The 4,743-nt window shown below is 73.0% G+C and carries 8 protein-coding genes; 2 read left to right on the top strand and 6 right to left on the bottom strand.

Features of this window, described 5'->3' with window-relative positions:
- Positions 1–244 (bottom strand): hypothetical protein (locus A6Q79_RS15255; protein WP_317698710.1); only part of this gene is annotated, 244 nt, incomplete at its 3' end.
- A 97-nt stretch (positions 245–341) separates the two neighbouring features.
- On the opposite strand from A6Q79_RS15255, the gene A6Q79_RS15250 reads away from it, so the two are divergent.
- Complete coding sequence (locus A6Q79_RS15250; RefSeq protein WP_286690669.1) at positions 342–482, top strand: hypothetical protein; 141 nt, start codon at positions 342–344, stop codon at positions 480–482.
- Here A6Q79_RS15250 and A6Q79_RS15245 read toward each other — a convergent pair.
- The 4 genes from A6Q79_RS15245 to A6Q79_RS15230 are packed head-to-tail and all read right to left on the bottom strand — an operon-like array spanning position 428 to position 2,795.
- Positions 428–751 carry a hypothetical protein gene (locus A6Q79_RS15245; RefSeq protein WP_286690668.1) on the bottom strand — a complete coding sequence of 108 codons (324 nt, stop codon included), beginning with the start codon at positions 749–751 and terminating at the stop codon, positions 428–430. The two genes, A6Q79_RS15250 and A6Q79_RS15245, sit on opposite strands and share 55 nt — an antisense overlap.
- The gene (locus A6Q79_RS15240; protein WP_286690667.1) at positions 738–1,118 is read right to left on the bottom strand and encodes a hypothetical protein; all 381 of its coding nucleotides are present in this window, start codon (positions 1,116–1,118) and stop codon (positions 738–740) included. Before A6Q79_RS15240 ends, A6Q79_RS15245 begins: the two co-directional genes overlap by 14 nt.
- Position 1,119: 1 nt before the next feature.
- Positions 1,120–2,352 carry an NRAMP family divalent metal transporter gene (locus A6Q79_RS15235; RefSeq protein WP_286690666.1) on the bottom strand — a complete coding sequence of 411 codons (1,233 nt, stop codon included), beginning with the start codon at positions 2,350–2,352 and terminating at the stop codon, positions 1,120–1,122.
- Positions 2,349–2,795, bottom strand: coding sequence for a hypothetical protein (locus tag A6Q79_RS15230; protein WP_286690665.1), 447 nt, complete (start codon positions 2,793–2,795; stop codon positions 2,349–2,351). The genes A6Q79_RS15235 and A6Q79_RS15230 overlap by 4 nt, the downstream gene beginning before the upstream one ends.
- Positions 2,796–2,885: 90 nt before the next feature.
- Between A6Q79_RS15230 and A6Q79_RS15225 the strand changes: the two genes are divergently transcribed.
- Complete coding sequence (locus A6Q79_RS15225) at positions 2,886–4,106, top strand: cytochrome P450 (RefSeq protein WP_286690664.1); 1,221 nt, start codon at positions 2,886–2,888, stop codon at positions 4,104–4,106.
- On the opposite strand, the gene A6Q79_RS15220 is transcribed toward A6Q79_RS15225, so the two are convergent.
- Positions 4,103–4,636 carry an isochorismatase family cysteine hydrolase gene (locus tag A6Q79_RS15220; RefSeq protein WP_317698709.1) on the bottom strand — a complete coding sequence of 178 codons (534 nt, stop codon included), beginning with the start codon at positions 4,634–4,636 and terminating at the stop codon, positions 4,103–4,105. The genes A6Q79_RS15225 and A6Q79_RS15220 overlap by 4 nt on opposite strands.
- Positions 4,637–4,743: the final 107 nt, after the last annotated feature.

The raw sequence follows: 4,743 nt of genomic DNA, 5'->3' as shown, positions 1-4,743 counted from the left end.
GGTAGAGGCCGCTCTCGAGCCGCTCGAGCATGATGTCGACCTGGCGCAGGAGCTCACGGTCCTGCGTCTCGATGAGGACGTCGAGCTCCGTCTCGACGCCGAGCTCCGCGCGGTCGGCCGAGTCGCCGCTGACCGGTCCCGAGCGGTGGTGGTCGCCCACCCGCTCGAGGAGCCGCGACCTCTCCTCGGTCATGGCGTCGTGCAGCCGGTCGAGGTCGGCAGGGGTCCAGGCGGTGTCGTCCATGGAGGCTGACGTACCCGATCCGCGCCTCGACACCGACAGGTGCGTGGGGGACCGCCGTCGGGGTACGCGTCGGTCACCCGATCCGAGGAGGACCGTCATGACCACGCCCCATCCCGAGGCACCCGCCGAAGGCGCCGAGCCCGACGCCGACGCGGAGGAGCTCGACCCCGGCCAGGACCCCGATCAGTCGTCCAGCCTCGACGACCAGCGCGTGCAGCCGCTCGTGAGCACGACCTGACGGTCGTCGGGCTGCCAGCTCAGGTCGGCGACGTCGACGAGGTAGGACCCGCGCTGAGGCCACGCGAAGAGGTGCGCGAGCAGGGCCGGCCGACGCGCGCTGCGTCGCTCGTAGCCCAGGAACGCCGTGCCTCGTCGCGGACCGATGACGAGACCGACGACCTCGGGCGCCGACCCGTCGTCGGGCACCAGGAGCCGTGCGTCGACGACCACGCCGACCCGCTCGCCGTCCTGCAGGACCAGTGCGCCGAGCAGCTCACCGAGGATCATGACGGCCTCCGGGAATCCGTGCGACGACCACATCGCGCCACCACCGCTCCACCCAGAGCAGATCGAGCTCCTCACGGCCGACGGCGAGGTGGACGGCCGTGTCGATCGAGGCGACGTCGTGCCAAGGGACGCCGCGGCGCCGCCATGACGGCGCACGAGCGCCGAAGAACCGCGTCAGCAGGCCGGAACCGAGCAGGAGACGGTCGACCTGAGGCCGCCCGGTGGGTCCGGGGCCTGGCCACGTGATCTCGAGGTCGTCGACCGCGAGGACGGGGAGGCCGTCGCGGTCGAGCACCTGACGGTCGAGCAGGTGCAGGTTGACGTCGACCAGCCGGCCCCGAGCCGGGTGTCGCGGGCCCTCGGTCATGTCAGGCCCCCATCCTGGTGAGGACCATGAGCGGCACTGCTGCCACCGCGGCGACGCCGATGATCACGAGGTAGACCAGCGCGACCGCGTTGACGACTCGCCCGTTGACGTGCTCGCCGACGTAGTCAGGATCGTTCGCGACCACGAGGACCGGGAAGTACGTCAGGGGGAGGGCGACGGCGCTGAAGACGACCGAGAACTCGGTGACCATGATCGGGTCGACGCCCGTGGCCAGGACGACGCACGCCAGGGCGACGGCGCCAGCGACCACGACGTGGAACTGCGGCGCCTGCACCGGCCGCAGACGCTTGCCCCAGGGCCAGCCCGCGTACTGCGCGATGGAGTAGCCGCACGCGAGCGCCGTCTCGAGCGCTGCTCCGGTCGTGGCGGCCACGACCCCGACGAGCACCACGACGACGCCGACGACGCCCAGAGCGACCGCGACCGGTGCCAGCACCTGCGAGAGACTCGTGACCGCGATGCCCGCCGGGAGGAGCACGACGGCGGCGCAGCCGGCGATGGCGAGCGAGAGCACACCGCCGAGCGGGAAGCCGACCAGCACGTTCAGCCGCGACATCCACAGGTCGCGGGAGGTCCATCCCTCCTCGGCCGCGCCGGAGGAGAAGAAGAACACCTCGTACGGCGTCATCGCGGCCCCGAAGAGGGCTACGGCGTAGTAGGCGTAGGTGAGACCGCTCTCGCCACCCCCGGCCGGGACGGAGGGGACGAGCTGCCGGCCGAGAGCCGTCCAGTCGGGGTCGAGGGCGACGAGAGCGACGACGAAGCCGACGAGCAGCAGACCGAGGAGCCCTGCGGCGTTCTCCATCCAGCTGAAGCGCACCCGCCAGACGATCCACCAGACCGCGAACGCCAGGGGAAGCACGATCGTGAGCGGCGCGACGCCGGCCAGCAGCTGCAGCGCCAGGGCGATCCCGCCGATCTCGGCGGCGAGCGTCAGCAGCGTGAGTGCCATCGAGCCGCCGAGGTTGACCAGGGCGGCGCGCGGCCCCAGACGCTCCCGGATGATCTCGAACGTGGCGCGTCCACTGATCGCCGTGACCTTGCCCGACATGTGCGCGAACAGGACGATGCCGACGACGCCGACCACGACCACCCAGGCGAGGGAGAGGCCGAAGCGCGATCCGACCACCGCGTTCGTCACCAGGTCGCCGATGTCGACGAACCCGCCGATGGCGGTGAGGATGCCGAGGGTCGCAGCGAACAGGCGGTTCACGAGGTCGCTCCTCGCGCGTCGGCCGACAGCAGCGCGAGGCGGTTCGCGACGTCGTCGAGGCGGGCAGCGGTCCGCCGAGGTACGTCGCGTCCCGCGCGCACGAGGTCGGACACGTGGTGCAGGAGGTCGAGGGTGTCGGCACCGACGCGCAGGGCCTGGTGGCGTGGTTCGACCTGTCCTGGCTGCACGTCGAGCGAGGCCGTCCGGCGTAGCGCGTCCGACGCGTCAAGCGTCGCGTCGTCGAGCTGCGTCCTGACCGCTGCGGACGTCGTCCGACCCTCCGCGTGCAGCTGGACGGCCAGCGACGCCGAGCGCGCGGACGAGGTGAGCTCGTCGACGGTCGACGCCAAGGGATCGTCCGCGACGCCGCACCCGGCGGCGACGAGGAGCGTCGCGACCGCGAGGGCGACCCCCGCGCGTCTCCCGCTGCCGGTGGGGCGCATCAGGTCCTCCTCACGTCCGTCGCACGACGTACCCCGTCCCGCGTCCGCCACACGGCGGTTCCCCGACGCCGTGACGGGAACACGAGGGGCATGACCAAGAACATCGCCCTGGACCACCCCTGGCTCGATCGCAGCCCGCTCCTCCTGCTGGACGGCTACCGCTTCTCCGAGCGTCGTCGTCGGGACGCCGAGGACGTCACCCCGACCCGGGTCGCGGGTGCGCGGGCGCTGATCGTGCGCGGCGCGGAGGCGGCGGCCTGGTTCTACGGCGACGAAGCCCTGCGACGGCGCGACGCCGTGCCGGGCCTCGTGGCTCAACCGCTCTTCGGTCCGGGTGCCGTGCACACCCTCGATGGTGAGCACCATGACGTGCGCAAGCACTGGTTCGTCGACGTGCTCGACGCGGAGGCGGTGCGAGCCTCGACCGCGCGTCTCGGGACGGCCTGGCGGGAGGAGGTGTCCGGCTGGGACGGCGAGGTGGACGTGTTCGAGCGGGCGAGCGCGGTGCTCACGCGCGTCGCCGTGGACCGGGCCGGCCTGGCGGTCGACCCTCGGGGGTGGGAGCCGCTGCGGCGCGACCTCGTCGCCATGGTCGACGGGTTCGGTGCCGTCGCGGGCCCTCGCCACCAGCGTGCGCGAGCCGCGCGGGCCAGGACCCAGGCCTGGGTCGTCGACCAGGTGCGCGCGGCGCGACACGGCACGGAGGCCTCGGGCCTGGTGCGCGCGGTGGCGGACCTGCGCGACGAGGACGGGCGACAGGTCGCCGACGAGGTCGCCGCGACGGAGCTCCTCAACGTCGTGCGCCCGCAGGTGGCCGTCGCCTGGCTGGTGGCCGGTGGGGCGCGAGCGCTCGACGAGCACCCGGCGCTGCGCTCGGCCTTGGCGGACGGGACGCTGTCACCGATCGACGTCGCGCAGGAGGTGCGCCGGACGACGCCGTTCGTCCCGCTGCTCGCCGCTCGCGCCGGGCGGGACACCCGATGGGGCGACGTGAAGGTGCCGGCAGGCACCCTGGTCGTGCTCGACGTGTGGGGAACGGACCACGACCCGCGCAGCTGGGCGCGGCCCGAGGTCTTCGACCCGCTCCGGTACGCCAGGGAGCGGGTCACCGCCGTCAACCTCGTGCCGCAGGGCGGGGGCTCCCGGGAGCGCGGCCACCGGTGTCCTGGCGAGGACCTGACGCTCGCCTACCTCAGCGTCATGCTGCCCGAGCTGGCCCGTTCAGGTGCCGTCGTGCACGAGGGCCGTGTCTCGCTGCGACGGATGCCGCCGCGCCCGCAGTGCCGGGCACGGGTCGAGCAACGCCGCTAGGCCGTCGGCCAGCCCTCGCGAGGCTCCCGGACGTCCTGGCGGTACTCCTCGGCCAGCCAGCGCAGCGCCTCCTGGTGTGCGTGGTCGTCGTCGGAGGCCACCGCGCCGCCGGCGAGACTGACCCGGAAGTCGTGCGCGTACGCGCTCGCGGCGGTCATCGCGACGCACGCCTGCGTGGCGACGCCGGCGAGCAGGAGCCGGTCCACGTCGTGGGCCCGCAGCACCTCGAGCAGCTCGGTGTCGAGGAAGGCGTCGTCACGACGCTTGGTCACCAGGATCGTGTCGACGTCCGCCAGCTCGGAGACCGGCCCCGCACCGTCGGTGCCCTCGAGGGCGACGGGACTGTCGTCGTCGCGCATGTTCAGCGCCCAGGTGGCCGGGTCCCGCGGCAGCACCGTGCGGACCTCGACGACGGGCGCAGCGTGTCGACGCGCCTGACCGACCCACCAGTGCACGGCCGCCAGCAGCCCGGCGCGACGTCGGGCGAGGCCCGGCGTGGAGAGGAAGTCCTCCTGCAGGTCGATCAGCACGAGGGCGGTGCTGCTGGGCCTGGGCGTGCTGTATCTTTATTTCGGCGGTGATCCGGTGACCGCTCACGTGATCCACGGTTTCGGCATGGGCGCATCTTCAATAGCCC

Source organism: Aeromicrobium sp. REDSEA-S32_B7 (assembly GCF_001626145.1).
Lineage (GTDB): Bacteria > Actinomycetota > Actinomycetes > Propionibacteriales > Nocardioidaceae > Aeromicrobium > Aeromicrobium erythreum.
Note: the sequence above shows the minus strand (reverse complement) of the source record. Positions and strands in the feature narration are given on the sequence as shown.